The organism is Bacteroides neonati, from assembly GCF_000499785.1.
Taxonomy (GTDB): domain Bacteria; phylum Bacteroidota; class Bacteroidia; order Bacteroidales; family Bacteroidaceae; genus Bacteroides; species Bacteroides neonati.
In genome coordinates this window covers 532,216-551,055 of record NZ_HG726021.1, presented here as the reverse complement: position 1 = coordinate 551,055, position 18,840 = coordinate 532,216, and the positions used below count along the sequence as shown (strand labels likewise).

Genomic DNA, 18,840 nt, shown 5'->3' with positions numbered 1-18,840 from the left:
AAGACGACAACGTTGATAGGAGGCAGGTGTAAAGATGGTAACATCAAAGCCGAGCCTTACTAATTGCCCGTACACTTTCTTCTTATAGGTGTATGGTTGGTATATCCCTTTAGCTTTGCTAGAATGATTCTTTTTTGGTTTTTGTCATGTCAACCTTATTTAGGTGGCTATAGCATCAGGGTTCCACCTCTTCCCATTCCGAACAGAGAAGTTAAGCCTGATCACGCCGATGGTACTGCGTAACAGTGGGAGAGTAGGTAGCCGCCATTTTTAGAAACGTCCCGTTAGTCGATCAGACTGACGGGACGTTTTGCGTTTTGTTCACCACAGAGGTCACAGAGGAAGAAGAAAAGGAAAAAGAGGAATTATCTTTGTATTCTTTTGTATTACTTCCTTGTATTACTCTGTGACCTCTGTGTCCTCTGTGGTGAAAAGTAGTTTCAGTGTCGATTTTTTCCGTTTCAGTATTATTTAGTCTGTCTTTTAGCGTTTTGTTTGTACATTTACTCCCGAAATTCTTTGATATCCGTTTGATTTTTGTAATTTTGGCAAGAATCTGCTGGGTAGCAAAGATAAAACTAAATATAAACAACTAAAAAATAGTCCAGATATGGAAAACAAAATTCAAGAGTTGACAGATAAGATCTACCGCGAAGGTGTAGAAAAAGGGAATGTAGAAGCCCAAAGACTTATTGCGAATGCTCAGGATGAAGCTAAAAAGATTATTGATGATGCCCGCAAGGAAGCCGATTCAATAGCTCTTGCTGCGCGTAAGTCTGCCGATGAGTTGACTGAAAATACAAAATCGGAACTAAAATTATTTGCAGGTCAGGCTGTAAATGCACTGAAATCGGAGATTGCTACTTTGGTAACCGATAAAATAGTAACAGCTCCTGTCAAAGAATTTGCTCAGAATAAAGAATTTTTAAGCGCCTTCATTGTTGCACTTGCCAGTAAATGGAGTGTGGAAGAACCGATCATTATCTCGACCGATGATGCAAAATCTTTAAAAGATTATTTCGCTGCAAATGCGAAGGTATTGTTGGATAATGGTCTTCAGATAGAACAGGTCAACGGTATCAAAGCCTTATTCTCTGTCTCTCCGGCAGATGGTTCATATAAAGTAAATTTCGGAGAAGAGGAGTTTATGAACTACTTTAAAGAATTCCTTCGTCCGCAATTGGTAGAAATGCTCTTCTAAACAGATATCCTATGAGTAAATACTATTACCTGGTAGCCGGATTGCCGGAACTCACATTGGAAGATAGCAAGTTAAGTTACACCATAGCTGATTTTAAAACAGAAATTTATTCCAGTCTATCAATGGCAGATCAGAAATTAATTGATCTGTTTTACTTGAAATTTGATAATGCCAATTTGCTGAAACTACTTCAAAATAAAGAGGCTGATATTGATTTGCGAGGTAACTATACGGCAGAAGAACTGATAGAGGCGATAGAGCAAATCAGAGAAGGGGGAGAAATGGATGTGAAAAAACTTCCATCTTATCTATCAACATTCTTAACCGACTATTTCAATGCTTCTTCGGATGAAACAATCATGGCCGAAGACCACTTGGCTGCACTTTATTATACATACGCCATGCAGTGCGGCAATCAGTTTGTATCTTCTTGGTTTGAGTTTAATTTGAATATCAATAATATATTGATCGCTTTTACTGCTCGTAAATATAAATGGGATGTATCGCGCAATGTAATTGGATATACCGATGTTTGCGAAGCTTTACGAACTTCGGGTGCACGGGATTTTGGTTTGACGGGCGAGGTTGAGTACTTCGATCAGCTCTTGAAGATCAATGAACTGACAGAGCTGGTAGAGAAAGAAAAGAAACTCGATTCGCTACGATGGAACTGGATGGAAGATGCTGTGTTTTTCGATTACTTTACGGTCGAACGCCTCTTTGCTTTTGTGCTAAAGCTCGAAATGATTGAGCGCTGGTTGGCATTGGATAAAGAGAAAGGCAATCAACTTTTCCGAAATATTATTGACGAACTCAAGAACGAAGTGCAGATTCCTGCAGAATTTAAGTAATAAACTAAAGAAAATATATGGCAACAAAAGGAACTGTTAATGGCGTTATAGCCAACATGGTGACCCTCGTCGTTGACGGACCGGTAGCACAGAATGAGATCTGTTATATCTCGACCGGTGGCGACAAACTGATGGCGGAGGTGATTAAGGTAGTAGGATCCAATGTATACGTGCAAGTGTTTGAAAGCACACGTGGACTGAAAGTGGGTGCCGAAGCAGAATTTACCGGACACATGCTTGAGGTAACTCTCGGGCCGGGTATGTTATCAAGAAACTACGATGGTCTGCAAAATGATTTAGATAAAATGGACGGTGTATTCCTCAAAAGAGGGCAATACACCTATCCGCTCGATAAAGAGAAGCTGTGGCACTTTATCCCAATGGTTAGTGTGGGCGATAAGGTGGAAGCATCGGCTTGGCTCGGTGAGGTTGACGAGAACTTTCAACCCTTGAAGATCATGGCTCCTTTTACCATGAAAGGTACTGCAACGGTGAAGTCAATCGTGGGCGAAGGCGATTATACCATTGAGCAAGTGATCGTTGTGCTAACCGATGAATCGGGTAGTGACGTGAACGTGAATATGATACAACGCTGGCCGGTAAAACAGGCCATGACCAACTACAAAGAGAAGCCACGTCCGTTCAAATTGCTTGAAACCGGAGTACGAGTAATCGATACCATCAACCCCATCGTAGAGGGTGGAACAGGGTTTATTCCCGGTCCTTTCGGTACAGGTAAAACGGTACTTCAACACGGTATCTCAAAACAAGCCGAAGCGGATATTGTGATTATTGCGGCTTGTGGTGAGCGTGCTAATGAGGTAGTAGAAATCTTCACAGAGTTTCCCGAATTGGTCGATCCACATACCGGTCGTAAGCTGATGGAACGTACCATTATCATCGCAAATACATCGAATATGCCCGTGGCTGCCCGTGAGGCATCTGTGTATACCGCTATGACGATAGCCGAATACTATCGTGCCATGGGATTGAAGGTGTTGTTGATGGCCGACTCTACTTCGCGTTGGGCACAAGCATTGCGTGAGATGTCGAACCGTATGGAGGAGTTGCCCGGACCGGATGCATTCCCGATGGATATCTCAGCCATTATCTCTAACTTCTACGGTCGTGCCGGTTATGTGAAACTGAGCAATGACAAAACAGGTTCTATTACCTTTATCGGTACGGTATCTCCTGCGGGTGGTAACCTAAAAGAGCCGGTAACGGAGAATACAAAGAAGGTGGCCCGTTGTTTCTACGCTTTGGAGCAGGAACGTGCCGATAGAAAACGTTATCCGGCTGTAAACCCCATCGACTCATACTCGAAATACATTGAGTATCCCGAGTTCGAAGAGTACATCTCCAAGCACATCAACGATCAATGGATTGGAAAGGTCAACGAAATCAAGACTCGTTTGCAACGAGGTAAGGAGATCGCAGAGCAGATCAACATTCTGGGTGACGATGGTGTACCGGTAGAGTATCATGTAACATTCTGGAAGTCGGAGTTGATCGACTTCGTGATCCTGCAACAGGATGCTTTTGACGAAATCGATTCGGTAACGCCGATGGAGCGTCAGGAAGCCATCTTGAATTTGGTGATCGATATCTGCCATACCGAATTTGAGTTTGACAGCTTCACTGAAGTAATGGATTACTTTAAGAAGATTATTAACGTTTGCAAGCAGATGAACTATTCGGTGTTTAAGTCCGAACAGTATGACGGATTCGTGAAACAGCTTGCAGAGTTGGTAGCCGAAAGAAGTGTAAAATAGTAAATCATTAAATCGAAATAAAGAGATGGCAACAAAAGCATTTCAAAAGATATATACTAAGATCACTCAGATTACGAAAGCTACCTGTTCGCTCAAAGCAACAGGGGTAGGGTATGACGAGTTGGCCACGGTCGAAGGCAAGCTTGCTCAGGTAGTAAAGATTTCCGGAGATGATGTGACTTTACAAGTGTTCGAGGGTACTAACGGTATCCCTACCAACGCCGAGGTAGTGTTTCTGGGTAAATCGCCTACATTGAAAGTGAGCGAGCAACTCGCCGGACGGTTCTTTAACGCCTTTGGCGATCCCATTGACGGTGGTCCGGAGATTGAAGGACAAGAGGTCGAGATTGGCGGACCTTCGGTAAACCCGGTGCGGCGTAAGCAACCCTCGGAGCTGATTGCAACCGGTATTGCAGGTATCGACTTGAACAACACCTTGGTGTCGGGACAGAAGATTCCGTTCTTTGCCGATCCCGATCAACCCTTTAATCAGGTAATGGCGAGTGTAGCACTTCGTGCCGAAACCGATAAGATTATTCTGGGTGGTATGGGTATGACAAACGATGACTACCTGTATTTTAAGAATGTGTTCTCGAATGCAGGTGCACTCGACCGTATCGTGAGCTTCGTAAACACTACCGAGAATCCTCCCGTAGAGCGTTTGCTGGTGCCCGATATGGCATTGACAGCTGCCGAATACTTTGCCGTAAACAACAACGAAAAAGTACTGGTACTGCTTACTGATATGACTTCTTATGCCGATGCACTGGCCATCGTATCGAATCGTATGGATCAGATTCCATCGAAAGACTCCATGCCCGGTTCGCTTTACTCGGACTTGGCTAAGATCTACGAGAAAGCAGTGCAGTTCCCCTCGGGCGGTTCGATTACCATCATTGCCGTAACCACGCTATCGGGTGGCGATATTACCCATGCAGTACCCGATAATACGGGTTATATTACCGAAGGACAGCTTTTCTTGCGTCGCGACAGCGATATCGGTAAGGTTATTGTAGACCCCTTCCGCTCGCTTTCACGTTTGAAGCAGTTGGTAACTGGTAAGAAAACCCGTAAGGATCATCCACAGGTGATGAATGCTGCCGTGCGTTTGTATGCCGATGCTGCCAATGCCAAAACCAAGCAGGAGAATGGTTTCGACCTGACCAATTATGACGAGCGTACGCTTGCCTTTGCCCGCGATTACTCGAACCAATTGTTGGCCATCGATGTGAATCTCGATACCACCGAGATGCTCGATGTGGCGTGGGGCTTGTTTGGCAAGTATTTCCGTCCCGAGGAAGTCAATATCAAGAAAGAACTCGTTGACCAATTCTGGCCGGCGGAATAAAAAGAATATGCGATGGCTATAAAGTTTCAATATAACAAAACCTCTCTTCAGCAGCTCGAAAAGCAACTGAAAGTGCGGGTGCGTACACTGCCTATCATTAAGAATAAGGAAAGTGCGCTACGCATGGAAGTGAAGCGCTGTAAAGCAGAAGCTGTGGAGTTGGAAAAGAGCTTGGAGAAGCAAATCCAGGCCTATGAAGCCATGTTCGCACTTTGGAATGAGTTTGATTCCTCATTGATAAAGGTAAATGACGTTCACCTTGGCGTGAAGAAGATTGCCGGCGTACGGGTACCTCTGCTCGAGAATGTAGATTTCGAGATACGTCCGTATAGCTTGTTCAACGCTCCCAAATGGTATGCCGATGGTTTGCACCTGCTCAAAAAGCTCGCGCATACGGCTATCGAACGGGAGTTTATTCTCGCCAAACTGAACCTGTTGGAACATGCACGAAAGAAAACCACTCAAAAGGTGAATCTTTTTGAGAAGGTACAGATACCGGGCTATCAGGATGCATTGCGAAAGATAAAACGATTCATGGAGGACGAAGAAAACCTCTCTAAATCATCGCAAAAGATTCTGAAGTCGCAGCAAGAAAAAAGAAAGGAGGCAGAGGCATGATTACTAAAATGAAGAAAATCACCTTCCTGGCCTATCATAAAGAGTACGAAGAGTTTCTTGGAAGTCTTCGCGAGCTGGGAGTAGTTCATGTTGTAGAGAAGCAACAGGGAGCGGCGGATAATGCCGAACTGCAAGAGAACATTCGCTTGTCGACTCGTTTGGCAACCACCCTTAAGCTACTGCAAAACCAGAAACTGGGCAAAGGCGTAGTACCGTCAACCGATGGAGGAGAGGTGGCTCGCGGACATGAAGTTGCCGATGAAATCGAAGCCCTCTTGGCAGAGAAGAACCGACTCACCGTGCAGCTGCAAACCTATATCAAAGAACGGGATGCTTTGCAGGCTTGGGGTGATTTTGAACCTTCTGATGTGCAACGCTTACGCGAAGCCGGTTTTCAGGTAGGTTTCTATTGTTGCTCGGAAGGTAACTACAACCCTGATTGGGAGACGATGTATCATGCAATGATCATTGCCACCATCTCGTCTAAGGTGTACTTTATAACAGTAACCAAGGCAGAGGAAGAGGTAGACCTCGATGTGGAGCAAGTCAAACTGCCTGCTTACTCGCTGACACGCATCAATGCCATGTGCCTGGAAACTCAGGAAGCTCTCGAAGCCAATGAGCAACAACTCACAACGTATGCCGAGAAAGAAATTCCCGCATTGAAAGCTGCACTGAATGCAGTACAGGGCGAGATTGAATTCTCCAAAGTAGTGCTTAGCTGCGAGCAAGCCGCCGGAGAGAAGCTGATGATGCTTCAGGGATGGGCACCTGCTTCCGGCGAACTGGCCATTAAAACCTTCCTCGACGAATCGCACGTGTATTACGAGATTAGCGATCCTACACCCGAGGATAATGTGCCGATTGAGTTGAACAACAAAGGATTCTTTGCTTGGTTTGAACCCATCTGTAAACTCTATATGTTGCCTAAGTATAATGAGTTGGACCTGACACCGTTCTTCGCTCCCTTCTTTATGGTCTTTTTCGGACTTTGTTTGGGCGATTCGGGCTACGGACTATTCTTGCTGCTTGGCGTAACCGGTTATCGGTTGATCGCCAAGAACATCAAACCCAGTATGAAAGGTATCTTGTCGTTGGTGCAGATATTGGCCATCTCGACCTTCTTCTGCGGAATGCTTACCGGTACCTTCTTTGGAGTGAGCCTGTATGAGTTGCCTTGGCCGTTCCTGCAACGAATGAAATCGGTGCTGTATCTGGACAACAACCAGATGTTCCGGCTTTCACTGATACTGGGTGCGGTGCAAATCCTCTTCGGTATGGTGTTGAAAGCAGTGAATCAGTCCATACAGTTTGGCTTTAAGTACGCTGTGGCTACGATCGGTTGGATTATTCTACTGATTTCGATGGCTGTTTCGTACCTGCTACCTACCGTGATGCCGATGGGCGAAACCGTTCATCTGGTGATACTGGCCATTGCCGGTGCGATGATCTTCCTCTATAACAGTCCGGACAAAAACATCTTTATCAATATCGGACTGGGATTATGGGATTCGTACAACATGGTAACGGGACTGCTGGGGGATATTCTCTCTTACGTTCGTCTCTTTGCTTTGGGGCTTTCGGGAGGTATTTTGGCCAGCGTATTCAACAGCTTGGCCGTAGGTATGAGTCCCGACAACGTGATTGCAGGACCTATCGTAATGGTGCTTATCTTCGTGATAGGACACAGCATCAACATTTTCATGAATGTGCTCGGTGCCATGGTGCACCCCATGCGTTTGACGTTCGTCGAGTTCTTCAAGAACTCCGGATACGAAGGCGGAGGCAAAGAGTACAAACCGTTCAAGAATTAAAATTTTCAAGAAGTAAATATTAAGAATTAAACAATAAATAAAAACATCAGATTATGGAAATAAATTTGTTAATTGCCTATTTGGGTATCGCAGTAATGGTTGGATTGTCGGGAATTGGTAGTGCTTACGGAGTAACCATTGCAGGTAATGCTGCTATCGGTGCATTGAAGAAGAACGACAGCGCGTTTGGTAACTTCCTTGTATTAACAGCCCTTCCGGGTACACAAGGTTTGTACGGTTTTGCCGGTTACTTTATGTTTCAGACTATTTTCGGTATCTTGACTCCTGCCATTACCCCTATTCAGGCATGTGCCGTATTGGGTGCAGGTATCGCTTTGGGTTTGGTAGCCTTGTTCTCGGCCATCCGTCAGGGACAGGTATGTGCCAACGGTATTGCAGCAATCGGACAAGGACACAATGTATTCGGTAACACCTTGATTCTGGCCGTATTCCCCGAGCTTTACGCTATTGTGGCTTTGGCTGCTACCTTCTTGATCGGCAGCGCATTGGTGGGCTAAACGAATCTCCTAAAAAGACGGCGGACTTTTCTGAAAAGCCCGCCGTCTTTCTTTAAAAGGCCTCGGGCTTTTCGAAAAAGGCTTAGACGTTTTTCAATAAACGTTTAAGTCTTTTTTTATTTGCAGTTGCCTTGCTCCATGCAGTTGCCGTTTCTTTAGGCATCTATTGGTTATACATTTGAAATATTTTTTTAGCAAAAAGCTTACTTAGAGGCCTTTCGCAAACGTTTGTTTACTCTTCTTTAAGCATATTTCAACCTTAAACAGAAGATAATTAATAAATAATGAGTACTTTTGTACAAATCACACGAAAAAAATAGTTTAATACATTATATGCTAAAAGAGTTATTAACTCCCAATTACATCTTCGAAGCTAGCTGGGAAGTATGTAATAAAGTAGGGGGTATTTATACGGTCTTGTCAACAAGAGCGAATACGTTGCAAGCTAGTTTTCAGGATAAAGTGTTTTTTATAGGCCCCGATCTGTGGGAAGGAAAAGAGAATCCATTATTTACAGAATCTGACAGTCTTTATGCAGCATGGAAAAAACATGCCTGTCAGCAAGAAAATCTACCTGTCCGTATCGGACGCTGGAACATTCCAGGCCAACCCATTGTTATTTTAGTTGATTTTCAGCCGTTCTTTTCGCAAAAGAATGAGATATATGCCCAAATGTGGAATCAGTATCAAGTTGACTCGTTGCATGCTTATGGCGATTACGACGAAGCTTCGATGTTTTCATATGCCGCAGGTCGTGTTGTGGAGAGTTTTTATCGCTATAACCTGACCAAAGCCGACAAGGTAGTGTATCAGGCACATGAGTGGATGACCGGTATGGGAGCACTTTATGTACAAATGGCCGTGCCCGAGGTGGCTACCATCTTTACTACGCATGCCACATCGATCGGTCGCTCGATAGCCGGGAACTATAAACCGCTATACGATTATCTGTCTGCCTACAATGGCGACCAGATGGCACAGGAGCTGAACATGGAGTCGAAACATTCGATTGAAAAACAAACGGCACATCACGTAGACTGCTTTACCACCGTAAGCGAGATTACCAATAACGAATGTCGCGAACTTCTGGATAAGCCTGCCGACGTGATTTTAATGAACGGCTTTGAAGACGATTTTGTACCCAAAGGAAGTACCTTTACCAGTAAGCGGAAGCGGGCACGGGCAACCATGCTCCATGTAGCCAATAAGCTACTCGGCACGCAACTCGATAATGAAACGATTATTGTAGGAACCAGTGGCAGGTACGAATTCAAGAACAAAGGAATCGATGTGTTTCTGGAGTCGTTGAGCCGGTTGAACAACGATGCGAATTTAACGAAGAACGTATTGGCATTTATTACAGTGCCCGCCTGGGTCGATAAACCCCGTGAAGATTTGCAACTGCGGTTGGCAAGCGAAGAAAGCTTTAATGAACCGCTCGAGATTCCTTTCATCACGCATTGGCTGCACAATATGCCGCAAGACCCGATACTGAACATGCTTGCTTCGTTGGGCATGAGAAATGAATCGACCGACAAAGTAAAGGTGATATTCGTACCCTGCTACCTCGATGGAAACGATGGTATTATGAATAAGGAGTATTACGATCTTTTATTGGGCGAGGATCTGAGTGTGTATCCGTCTTATTACGAACCTTGGGGATATACACCACTCGAAAGTGTAGCCTTTCGGGTGCCCACCATTACAACCGATCTGGCCGGCTTCGGTCTTTGGGTGAACAGCCTGGAAAAACTCCATGGACTGGAGAACGGAGTAGAGGTGCTGCATCGGTCCGACTATAACTATTCGGCAGTGGCCGATGGTATTAAAGATACCATTACGCTGTTTTCGGAAAAGAGTGAAAATGAGATAAAGCAGATTCGCAAACAAGCCGGTAAGGTAGCCGAGCACGCTTTGTGGAAACACTTTATTACCTATTATTATAAAGCCTATGACGTTGCTTTACGCAACGCCCAAAAGCGTCAAAATAATTAAGTAAACTATTCATCAACAAGTTAATACTAAACATTATGAAAGTTAAAGTTAGTAATGTAAATACCCCCAACTGGAAGGAAGTTACTGTGAAGTCTCGCGTTCCGGTAGAATTAGAGAAACTATCTGAAATTTCACGTAATATCTGGTGGTCGTGGAACTTTGAAGCTATCGAATTATTCAGAGACCTTGATCCGGCTCTTTGGAAAGAAGTGGGCTACAACCCGGTGCTTCTTCTTGAGCGAATGAGCTTTGAAAAATTAGAAGCTTTGTCAAAAGATAAAGTCATACTGAAACGCATGAACGATGTATATGCGAAATTCAGAAGCTATATGGATGTAAAACCGGATGCTCAACGCCCGTCGGTTGCTTATTTCAGCATGGAATACGGATTGACTCACGTGTTGAAGATCTACTCGGGTGGTTTGGGTGTACTGGCCGGCGACTACTTAAAGGAGGCCTCGGACAGCAATGTGAATCTTTGTGCGGTAGGTTTCTTGTATCGGTATGGCTATTTTACACAAACATTGACTATCGACGGTCAGCAGGTAGCCAACTACGAAGCACAGAACTTCGGTCAGCTTCCGCTCGACAGAGTGATGGATGCCAACGGGCAACCAATGGTAGTCCATGTGCCCTATATGGATTACTTCGTGCATGCCAACGTATGGCGTGTGAATGTAGGCCGTATCTCCCTGTATCTGCTCGATACGGACAATGAGATGAACAGCGAGTTCGACCGTTCTATAACGCACCTGCTTTATGGTGGCGACTGGGAGAACCGCTTGAAGCAGGAAATTCTGCTTGGTATCGGTGGTATCCTTACCCTGAAAGCACTTGGTATTGAGAAAGAAGTTTACCACTGCAACGAAGGTCATGCCGCATTGATCAACGTGCAGCGTATCTGCGATTATGTAGCTACGGGACTTACCTTCGATCAGTCTATCGAGCTGGTTCGTGCTTCGTCGCTTTATACGGTACATACACCTGTTCCTGCCGGTCACGACTACTTCGACGAAGGTCTGTTTGGCAAATACATGAGCGGCTACCCGGCATTGATGGGTATCAGTTGGGACGATTTGATGGATTTGGGTCGTAACAACCCCGGCGACAAGGGCGAACGTTTCTGTATGTCGGTTTTTGCCTGCAATACTTCGCAAGAGGTTAATGGCGTGAGCTGGTTGCACGGAAAAGTATCGCAAGAGATGTTTGCCTCTATCTGGAAAGGCTACTTCCCCGAAGAGAGCCATGTGGGCTATGTAACCAACGGTGTGCACCTTCCTACCTGGACAGCTACCGAGTGGAAAGCATTGTATGCTAAACATTTCGATGAAAACTTCTTGTACGATCAATCCAATCCGAAGATATGGGAAGCCATCTATAACGTTTCCGACGAAGAGATTTGGAACACCCGCATGACCATGAAGAATAAGCTGGTCGATTACATTCGCCGTCAGTTCCGCGATACGTGGTTGAAGAATCAAGGCGATCCTTCGCGTATTGTTTCTTTGATGGATAAGATCAATCCGAATGCATTGCTCATTGGTTTCGGCCGTCGCTTTGCCACGTATAAGCGTGCTCACTTGCTGTTTACCGACTTGGAGCGTTTGTCTGCTATTGTAAACAACCCCAATTATCCGGTACAGTTCCTTTTCACCGGAAAGGCTCACCCACAAGATGGTGCCGGTCAGGATTTGATTAAGCGAATCATCGAGATCTCTCGTCGTCCGGAGTTCTTGGGTAAGATTATCTTCCTCGAAAACTACGATATGCAATTGGCTCGCCGCTTGGTATCGGGGGTTGATATCTGGTTGAATACACCGACGCGTCCGCTCGAAGCATCGGGTACATCAGGCGAGAAGGCTTTGATGAATGGCGTACTGAACTTCTCTGTGCTCGATGGTTGGTGGCTTGAGGGTTACCGCGAAGGTGCAGGATGGGCGTTGACCGAGAAGCGTACCTATCAAAATCAGGAACATCAGGATCAACTCGATGCAGCGACGATTTATAGTGTGCTCGAAACGGAGATTCTTCCGTTGTACTATGCCCGCAACAAGAAAGGTTATTCTGAAGGTTGGATAAAGACGGTGAAGAACTCGATCGCTCAGATTGCTCCTCACTACACCATGAAGCGTCAGCTCGATGATTATTTCAGTAAGTTCTACAACAAGGAGGCACAACGTTTCCACCTGCTCACTGCCAACAACAATGCCAAGGCTAAGGAAATTGCGGCTTGGAAAGAAGAAGTCGTTGCCAAATGGGACAGCATTGAGGTCGTTTCTATTGATAAAGAACATGGAATTGACTGTGGCGATCTGGAAAGTGGTAAGGAATATACCATCACTATCGTTATTGATGAGAAGGGATTGAACGATGCCATTGGTCTGGAGTTGGTAACAACCTACATCGCAACCGACGGACAGCAACATGTTTATTCGACCGAGCCGTTTAGTGTGGTTAAGAAAGAGGGTAATTTGTATACCTTCCAGGTGAAACATAGTTTGTCAAATGCCGGTAGCTTTAAAGTAGCTTATCGTATGTATCCGAAGAATGCAGATCTTCCTCACCGTCAGGATTTCTGTTATGTACGTTGGTTCAATTAATCAATCGTTTCCTTGATATAGAAAAAGCTACTGCACATTGTGCAGTAGCTTTTTTATTATAGATTGCTTGTATTGGTCAGTTAGGCATCTCTACCACTTTATAGCCAATGCGCAGATTAACTTTTCGCAGGCCGGGATAGATATTTTTGAGCATCATCCGGTAAGGGGCGCCGCCGCCTACTTTCATAATCTCTTGTTTTCGGGTTGCATCGTCCGAGGTGTTGCGGATGATATTCAGGAATGTATCTTTGTCCTTCATATCCGAGGCTTGAAGTGCTTTGACCAAGCCGTCCCAGTTTTCGCCTCCAAAGGATACTTTGTACATATCCTCCGGTAGCCCCTCTTTGCTTACCAAGTAATTCTTCAGTGCTTCGGCACGGTTTCTCGAAAGCTCTTCGTTGAACTTAAGCGGTCCTTCGGGAGAGGCGAAGCCATCGATATGAATCTCTGTAATGGTTAGGTTTTTATCGTTCTTTATCTTATCGAACAACGCCTGAATATTGGCCATTTCGGTATTATTATTCATATAATCCATTAAGATAACCGACTTGCTAACCGGGAAATCGAGATGAGACTCATACGATTCATAGAAAATCTTAGGAGGTATCACAACCGGTGGTTCTACTACTTTGGGTGCCCTGCTGGCTTCGGTCGATAGTTCGGCCATGATCAGTTCCTGATTCAGTTCTTCCTGGTGCCCACCACATCCGCATAAGTTCTCTACCAGGTTGAGTGTGGCATTTGCCATCCAAGGTTGATAGGGGATGGTCTGGCTGAAGTTGATAATATCCGTTTGGGCATTAGGCATTTCGAGGTTGGCTGCTTTGTTCAGAGCCATGGCGCGCAGGTATACCTTTTGGCGTCGTTTGCCATTGATGATAATATCGTCGAGTGCCACGTTGTTGTTGGCACCTATCAGAACCGGAGTAAGAGTTAATGAGCGGTCTTTGGCTACCTTCAGGTTACTGATATCGATGATCATTTTAACCTGCATTGTATTTCCCGCCTGCCAAAGGATGGCATCGGAAACAAGGATGGCATCTTTGTACAACCGTTGTGCGTTGATTGGAAGAAGAACGGTAAAAGCCAAAACCACCATCCCCAGCGAACGTATAATTCTTGTTTTCATTATTTCCAGTTTTAGGTGTTATTTAATGACGTAAATCATATTCAGAGCTACCTTGGTGGGTCCCCAATAGTTCTTGGAGTAGTTGCCTAGCTTCTGTCCGCAATGGCCGCACTCATGTTTATCATATTTGAGGCGTGCATAGCCTACACCGATCTCTGCTTCCATGCTCCAGCGTTTGCTGATAAGCCATTGGTAACCGTAGGATATACCGCCACCGTATAGATTACCCTCATACCTGTAATTGCCCATGCCGAAGATGTTGAGATTGCTTACGTTGTACTCGGCATAGTGTCCGTGAATACCAAAGAAATGTCCGTTGAAACGTTCGCACAACCAATAACGAAGCTCCGGCTGAACCAGCCAGTGTTTGATTTGCTTGTTGTTACCAAACTCCCACGGATTGTAGTTGCCCGAAACATCCAATGACATCTTTCGGGATAAACCGACTTCAAATCCGAGGTTAAGTGTCGTAGTTGCCAAATAGAGTGCATTGGTCTTGATTGCAAACTTAGGCAAATAAATCTGATTGTTTTGCTCTTGTGCGTACGCACTAGCAACAAATGCGAGCAAAAGAATACCCGTTAAAAAATAAAGTCTACATGTTCTCATATCCGTTTGGTCTTTATTAGGTTAAGCGATCTGTCTTACCGATTAATTCAACAAAGAAAGAGTTGTATTGTTCTGATTATTTGCCACAAAAAAAGGATGTTAGCCATAAAACGACTAACATCCTTCTCTTTTTAATTTATTTACTGCTTACTTAACCACTTCGGCCAACTTCTTTTGAAGTTCATCGCCATGCAAACCGCGTGCAATAATGGTACCCTCACCATCAACCAAGACTGTATGAGGAATGCTGTTGACTGCATATAGTTGTGCACCTTCGCTGTTCCAATATTTCAGATCCGACATCTGCGGCCATGTAATTTTCAGATTCTTGATAGATTCTTTCCATGCATCTCCACTTTGATCGAGTGATACGCCTACAATCTCAAAGTTCTTTCCTTTGTATTTGGCATAAGCATCGACCAAGTTAGGCATTTCGCGACGACAAGGACCGCACCAGCTTGCCCAGAAGTCGATCAATACCACTTTGCCTTTGCCTACATAGTCTGATAGTTTCACCGGTTTGCCTTCAGGTGTCAGCATTTCGAAGTCAATGAACTTTTGACCTACTGCTGTTTTTTTCTGACGCTCGGTGATCTCTTTGATCTTCAAGATTACTTCATCGTTCTGGAACTTAGCTGGAATTTGTTGAAGCAATGCCTCGTTCTCTTCCGTGCTCATGCCGTAGTAGCTCTGTTTGAACAACGAAATACCTACCGGATTGGTGATGTTCTTTGCGATACCTTTCGCTCTGATCTGTTCCATCTCCTCTTCGAGTTGGCTATATTCTTTAATCTTAGCTTCTCTTTGTTCTTCGGTGATGGTAGAGTCGCTCAATGCTTCGTATATGGCTTTGGCCTTTTCATTCAACCCATTGATTTGCGTTCTGATTTCCTGGTAAGCGTCATTGTTGGGCGTACCCGTAGCCGAATCATTGCTCTTGGTTAGCTTGGCATTGATCGTACCATTTTCAAGGAAGAAGTCCATAACTAACTCTTCGCCGTTTACTTTGCACATGATGTAGCGGTTGACCGTTGAATCCTGAACCCCTTCAAATGTAAACGTACCATTCTCAATAATAGCTGTGTCCAGTTTGTTAAACTGTCTGTTGGCTACTTCCTGCAAGAAAACTGTGTCGCCATTGGCTGCACCTTCTACCGTACCGGTTATAACGTAACCGCTTTTCTTTCCACCGGTACAAGCAACCATACCGATAGCCATTGCCGCGACAGCTAGATAAGTTAATTTTTTCATGATTTTGTGTGATTAGTGAATAAATGTTTAGGCAAAGATATATTTTTTTTCGATTTGTACATGATATTTCATTGTTATATTAGATTAACGTATATGCGAAAACCGCAGAAATGTGTACCTTTGCATCTCCAAAAAAAGTTATGAATATACAGCAGACCAAATCCATCATTGAGATAAACCGGGTTTCGAAGTTTTTCGGAGATAAAACAGCTCTCGATGCTGTGAGTTTAAACGTTAAGAAAGGGGAGTTTGTTACCATACTCGGCCCTTCGGGTTGTGGAAAAACCACATTACTACGTCTGATTGCCGGTTTTCAGACAGCTACAGAAGGTGTAATAAAGATTGCAGGAAAGGAGATTACGCAAACGCCTCCCCATAAGCGTCCGGTAAATACCGTGTTTCAAAAATATGCATTGTTTCCACACTTGAATGTGTACGATAATATTGCTTTTGGTCTGAAACTGAGGAAGACTCCGAAGCTGATCATTGATAAGAAAGTAAAAGCCGCACTGAAAATGGTGGGCATGACCGATTATGACTACCGTGATGTCGATTCGCTCTCGGGAGGACAGCAGCAACGTGTAGCCATTGCCCGTGCCATTGTCAACGAACCCGAAGTATTGTTGCTCGACGAACCCTTGGCAGCACTCGACTTGAAGATGCGTAAAGATATGCAGATGGAACTGAAGCAGATGCACAAGACACTGGGCATTACCTTTGTGTACGTTACCCACGATCAGGAAGAAGCATTGACACTCAGCGATACCATTGTGGTGATGAGCGAGGGAAAGATACAACAGATAGGAACCCCCACCGATATTTATAACGAACCGATCAATGCTTTCGTAGCCGACTTTATTGGCGAAAGTAACATTCTGAACGGTTTGATGATACACGATAAACTGGTATGCTTTTGTGGTGTCGAGTTCGAATGTGTCGATGAGGGTTTCGGAGAGAACGCTCCCGTTGATATTGTCATTCGTCCCGAAGATTTATACATCTTCCCGGTATCGGACAAGGCGCAGATCAAGGGTATTGTGCAATCGTCGGTATTCAAAGGTGTACATTATGAAATGACTGTGTTGTGCAATGGTCACGAGTTTCTGGTACAAGACTACCACCATTTTGATGTAGGTGCAGAGGTTGGATTGATTGTGAAACCCTTTGATATTCACATTATGAAAAAAGAACGTACCTGCAACACCTTCGAAGGCAAGTGGGTAGACGACACCCATGTTGAGTTTCTGGGCTGTACGTTCCAATGTCTGCCCATGGCCGTATCGCCTGCTGCAGGTAGCCCGGTCAAGGTCGAAGTCGATTTCGGTAAAGTGACCTTGCAGGACAATGAAGAAGACGGTATGCTCACGGGTGAGGTGAAATTCATTCTCTATAAAGGAGATCATTATCACCTGACAATCTTCTCCGACTGGGATGAAGATGTGTTTGTAGATACAAACGATGTGTGGGATGATGGCGATCGAGTGGGAATTACGATCCCTCCGGATGCCATTCGAATAGTTATGAATTAGAAATACGAATCTTAATTAATGAAGAAATTATCGACCTTCCTTTCGTCGCGCAAGAACTGGATCATTCCTTATATTATATTTTCAGTAGTTTTTGTCATCATACCGCTATTGCTTATCGTAGCCTATGCGTTTACCGACGATAACGGAACTCTCACTTTGGGAAACTTTGCTAAGTTTTTTGCACATCCCGAAGCCATCAATACGTTTGTTTACTCGATCGGTATTGCTCTTATCACTACTTTTTTCTGTATTCTGTTGGGGTATCCGGCTGCCTGGATACTTAGCAACAGCAAGTTGGACCGTTCGCGAACCATGGTGGTGCTGTTCATTCTGCCCATGTGGGTCAACATCCTGGTGCGTACCTTGGCCACCGTTGCTTTATTCGACTTCTTTAGTGTGCCGCTCGGCGAGGGAGCACTTATCTTCGGTATGGTCTACAACTTTATTCCCTTTATGATCTATCCCATCTATAACACCTTGCAGAAGATGGATCACAGTTATATCGAGGCCGCTCAGGATCTGGGTGCCAATCCCGTACAGGTGTTTTTCAAAGCAGTGCTTCCACTCTCTATGCCGGGAGTTATGAGCGGTATCATGATGGTGTTTATGCCCACCATCTCCACCTTTGCCATTGCCGAGCTGCTGACCATGAACAACATCAAGCTCTTCGGTACCACTATTCAGGAAAACATTAATAATAGTATGTGGAATTATGCTGCAGCTCTTTCGCTCATTATGCTGCTACTCATTGCAGCGACCTCATTGCTCAGTACCGACGATAAGGACAACTCAAACGAAGGAGGTGGATTATGGTAAAAAAGGTACTGGCACAGACCTATTTGTGGATATTGCTGCTGTTGCTCTATTCGCCCATTGCAATTATTATTGTTTACTCGTTTACCGAAGCCAAAGTGTTGGGCAACTGGACGGGCTTTTCTACCAAGCTATACTCATCGCTGTTTGCCGTCAATACACATCACTCGCTCATGAATGCTTTGCTTAATACGCTCAGTATTGCTTTGATTGCAGCAACGGTGGCTACCCTCTTGGGCAGTATTACGGCCATTGGCATTTTCAACCTGAAAGCCCGATCGCGCAAGACCATTGGCTTTGTCAATAGTATCCCCATTCTCAATGGCGATATTATAACGGGTATCTCGCTCTTTTTGCTTTTTGTTTCGTTGGGTGTGTCGCAAGGATATACCACTGTGGTGCTGGCGCACATTACGTTCTGTACTCCCTATGTGGTGCTTAGCGTACTACCTCGCCTCAAACAAATGAATCCGAACATCTACGAAGCTGCGCTCGACTTGGGAGCAACGCCCTTGCAGGCACTGCGTAAAGTAATTATTCCTGAGATTCGTTCGGGAATGATCAGTGGGTTCATGCTGGCGTTGACGCTCTCTATCGACGATTTTGCCGTTACCGTATTCACGATCGGTAATCAAGGACTCGAAACGCTCTCTACCTATATCTATGCCGATGCGCGTAAAGGAGGGCTTACCCCGGAGCTTCGTCCGCTCTCTACCATTATTTTCGTAGTAGTGTTGGCGCTACTCATTGTTATTAACCGTCGGGCCGGAAAGGCTAAGAAATAGTATA

Annotated in this window: 15 protein-coding genes and 2 rRNA genes; 14 read left to right on the top strand and 3 right to left on the bottom strand. The window is 44.8% G+C overall.

Translation table 11 applies throughout. From position 1 onward, the window contains the following. The 11 genes from TY03_RS11835 to TY03_RS11785 all read left to right on the top strand — a co-directional run. A 23S ribosomal RNA gene (locus TY03_RS11835) occupies positions 1–84 on the top strand; the annotation flags it as partial. Positions 85–159: 75 nt separating this feature from the next. Next, positions 160–270: ribosomal RNA gene (gene rrf / locus TY03_RS11830) — 5S ribosomal RNA — on the top strand. 340 nt (positions 271–610) lie between these two features. Next, entirely contained in the window at positions 611–1,201 is a 591-nt protein-coding gene (locus TY03_RS11825) for an ATP synthase subunit E (RefSeq protein ID WP_042370128.1), read from the top strand. Positions 1,202–1,212: 11 nt separating this feature from the next. Continuing rightward, positions 1,213–2,052, top strand: coding sequence for a DUF2764 family protein (locus tag TY03_RS11820; RefSeq protein WP_042370127.1), 840 nt, complete (start codon positions 1,213–1,215; stop codon positions 2,050–2,052). 17 nt (positions 2,053–2,069) lie between these two features. Beyond that, positions 2,070–3,827, top strand: a complete 1,758-nt coding sequence (locus TY03_RS11815) for a V-type ATP synthase subunit A (protein ID WP_042370126.1) — start codon at positions 2,070–2,072, stop codon at positions 3,825–3,827. A 25-nt stretch (positions 3,828–3,852) separates the two neighbouring features. Then, positions 3,853–5,175 (top strand): V-type ATP synthase subunit B, encoded by a 1,323-nt coding sequence (locus TY03_RS11810; protein ID WP_042370124.1) that lies wholly within the window; start codon positions 3,853–3,855, stop codon positions 5,173–5,175. Positions 5,176–5,187: 12 nt separating this feature from the next. Beyond that, entirely contained in the window at positions 5,188–5,793 is a 606-nt protein-coding gene (locus tag TY03_RS11805; protein ID WP_042370122.1) for a V-type ATP synthase subunit D, read from the top strand. After that, complete coding sequence (locus TY03_RS11800; RefSeq protein WP_042370120.1) at positions 5,790–7,607, top strand: V-type ATP synthase subunit I; 1,818 nt, start codon at positions 5,790–5,792, stop codon at positions 7,605–7,607. The genes TY03_RS11805 and TY03_RS11800 overlap by 4 nt, the downstream gene beginning before the upstream one ends. 53 nt (positions 7,608–7,660) lie before the next feature. After that, positions 7,661–8,125 carry an ATP synthase subunit K gene (locus TY03_RS11795; protein WP_042370118.1) on the top strand — a complete coding sequence of 155 codons (465 nt, stop codon included), beginning with the start codon at positions 7,661–7,663 and terminating at the stop codon, positions 8,123–8,125. A gap of 333 nt (positions 8,126–8,458) precedes the next feature. After that, positions 8,459–10,120 carry a glycosyltransferase gene (locus TY03_RS11790; RefSeq protein ID WP_042370115.1) on the top strand — a complete coding sequence of 554 codons (1,662 nt, stop codon included), beginning with the start codon at positions 8,459–8,461 and terminating at the stop codon, positions 10,118–10,120. Between the two features lie 35 nt (positions 10,121–10,155). Continuing rightward, on the top strand, positions 10,156–12,720 hold the full coding sequence (locus tag TY03_RS11785; RefSeq protein WP_042370113.1) for a glycosyltransferase family 1 protein: 2,565 nt from the start codon (positions 10,156–10,158) through the stop codon (positions 12,718–12,720). A gap of 76 nt (positions 12,721–12,796) precedes the next feature. Here TY03_RS11785 and TY03_RS11780 read toward each other — a convergent pair whose 3' ends face one another. The 3 genes from TY03_RS11780 to TY03_RS11770 all read right to left on the bottom strand — a co-directional run bounded on the left by TY03_RS11780 (position 12,797) and on the right by TY03_RS11770 (position 15,709). Continuing rightward, positions 12,797–13,849 carry a DUF3868 domain-containing protein gene (locus TY03_RS11780; RefSeq protein ID WP_052332476.1) on the bottom strand — a complete coding sequence of 351 codons (1,053 nt, stop codon included), beginning with the start codon at positions 13,847–13,849 and terminating at the stop codon, positions 12,797–12,799. A gap of 18 nt (positions 13,850–13,867) precedes the next feature. Further along, positions 13,868–14,458 carry a DUF3575 domain-containing protein gene (locus tag TY03_RS11775; RefSeq protein WP_042370112.1) on the bottom strand — a complete coding sequence of 197 codons (591 nt, stop codon included), beginning with the start codon at positions 14,456–14,458 and terminating at the stop codon, positions 13,868–13,870. Between the two features lie 147 nt (positions 14,459–14,605). Further along, positions 14,606–15,709: a TlpA disulfide reductase family protein gene (locus TY03_RS11770; RefSeq protein ID WP_042370110.1), complete on the bottom strand. Its 1,104-nt coding sequence runs from the start codon at positions 15,707–15,709 to the stop codon at positions 14,606–14,608. Between the two features lie 140 nt (positions 15,710–15,849). Here TY03_RS11770 and potA point away from each other — a divergent pair, with 140 nt between their 5' ends. From potA to TY03_RS11755, 3 genes are read left to right on the top strand one after another with little or no spacing between them, the layout of a single operon-like run. Next, positions 15,850–17,238 carry a polyamine ABC transporter ATP-binding protein gene (gene potA / locus TY03_RS11765; protein ID WP_148335646.1) on the top strand — a complete coding sequence of 463 codons (1,389 nt, stop codon included), beginning with the start codon at positions 15,850–15,852 and terminating at the stop codon, positions 17,236–17,238. An 18-nt stretch (positions 17,239–17,256) separates the two neighbouring features. After that, a complete protein-coding gene (locus TY03_RS11760) occupies positions 17,257–18,054 on the top strand; it encodes an ABC transporter permease (protein ID WP_042370108.1) in 798 nt (265 codons plus the stop codon). Next, the gene (locus TY03_RS11755) at positions 18,048–18,836 is read left to right on the top strand and encodes an ABC transporter permease (RefSeq protein WP_042370106.1); all 789 of its coding nucleotides are present in this window, start codon (positions 18,048–18,050) and stop codon (positions 18,834–18,836) included. The genes TY03_RS11760 and TY03_RS11755 overlap by 7 nt, the downstream gene beginning before the upstream one ends. Positions 18,837–18,840 lie beyond the last annotated feature (4 nt).